This is a genomic window from Micromonospora sp. S4605 (assembly GCF_003176715.1).
Taxonomy (GTDB): domain Bacteria; phylum Actinomycetota; class Actinomycetes; order Mycobacteriales; family Micromonosporaceae; genus Micromonospora; species Micromonospora echinaurantiaca.
Genome location: NZ_QGSW01000488.1, coordinates 1 through 1558 on the forward strand (window position 1 = coordinate 1; position 1558 = coordinate 1558).

Below are 1558 nucleotides of genomic sequence, written 5' to 3' on the forward strand. Positions count from 1 at the left end.
TAGTAGTGCTTTGTTAGGTTGGGACGAGTTGGCGGCAGAGGGGGCAGAACCCGAGCCAGGTCGCGAGTAGGTATTGCAGTTCGCGGAGGATGGCGTACAGGCTCAGGTTCGCCCCACTGCTTTTGGGCGTGTCAGCCTGAGTTGGGTGAGGAACAGTTGGGCGGCGGCGGCGAGGGTGACGTGGCGGTGCCAGCCGATCCAGGAGCGTCCTTCGAAGTGGTCCAGCCCCAGGGCGGTCTTGAGTTCGCGGTAGTCGTGCTCGACGCGCCAGCGGCTCTTGGCCAGGCGGACCAGTTCGGCAAGGGGTGTGTCGGCGGGTAGGTCGGATAGCCAGTAGTCGCTGGGTTCGTCCTGGCCGGGGGGCCATTGCACGAGCAGCCAGCATTCGGGCAGGACGCCGTCGTCGCCGCAGTGGGGTCCGCGTTGGATGGCCCGGCCGGCGGGGCGCACCCGCAGGGCGAAGAAGTGCCCGGACAGTTCACCGACGGCCTGGTCCGGGGCGCGCTCGGCTGTGGGGAGGCGGGCACGCCAGCGCACCAGAGTCGTGGCGTCGGCGCCGTGAGCGAGCGCCAGGTCCTTCAGGCTGCAAGCCGGCTGGGGGTAGCGCGGTGTGGGGTGCTTGCCGACTCCGGCGTAGGGAACCTCGACCGGCTGGGCGTCGCCGGGTTGCGCGGTGGTGGACGAGGTGGTCGCCACGATGTAGCTGATGCCGCGTTCGGTCAGGCCCTGGCGGAACTCGGCGACCTGGCCGTAGCCGGCGTCGGCGGTCAGCAGCGGCGGACGCAGCCCCCACTCGGCCAGCTCGTCGAGCATTTCCAGGGCCATCAGCCACTTCGGCCGGTACCGCTCGGTGTCGGGGACCTTCGACGCCGCCCGCCGGCGGCGGATCTGCTCGATCTGCTCGGCGGGCGGCAGCCGCACCCGGGTGTGTGGTTTCTTCGCCCCGGCCTGATCGAGGGTGACGGGCTGCTGGCGCAGCCTGCGGCCGTGGGAGTTCGCGGGCTTGCCGTCCGGGCCGGGCACGCAGGTGTCGTCCCAGGACTCCGGCACGAACAACCGCCAGTTCAGCACCGCCGACGCCGTGTCGGTCGCCGCATGGACACTGACGGCGATCTGGCAGTTGGCGACCTTGCCGAGGGTGCCGGAATACTGCCGGGCCACGCACGCCGAGGCCTTGCCGTCCTTGGGAAACCCGGTGTCATCAACCACCCACACCTGAGGGGCCACCACGTCGACCGCGGCCGTCGCCAGCCGCCGTCGCACGCCGGTAACGTCCCAGGTGGACGAGGTCAGGAACTGCTGCAACTGCTGGTGATCGACCCCGAGCCGTTCCGCCATCGGCTGCATCGACTTTCGCCGGCCGTCCAGCATCAGCCCACGCAGATACCGCAGACCGGTCGCCCGCTGATCCGACCGCCGCAACCCCGCGAAGATCCCGGCCGCGAAGTCTTCCAACTGCCCGCGTACCCGAGCGAGTTCCCGCTCATCCACCGCGGCAGCCAAACACCACCGCAAGGCTCATACAAGCGACACGCCACAACGACCTAACAAAGCACTA

At 69.5% G+C, this 1558-nt stretch carries 1 protein-coding gene; it reads right to left on the reverse strand.

Annotated features, from left to right (window positions below; genetic code table 11):
• Positions 1-102: 102 nt before the first annotated feature.
• Positions 103-1491 (reverse strand): IS701 family transposase, encoded by a 1389-nt coding sequence (locus DLJ47_RS35200; RefSeq protein ID WP_109906689.1) that lies wholly within the window; start codon positions 1489-1491, stop codon positions 103-105.
• Positions 1492-1558: the final 67 nt, after the last annotated feature.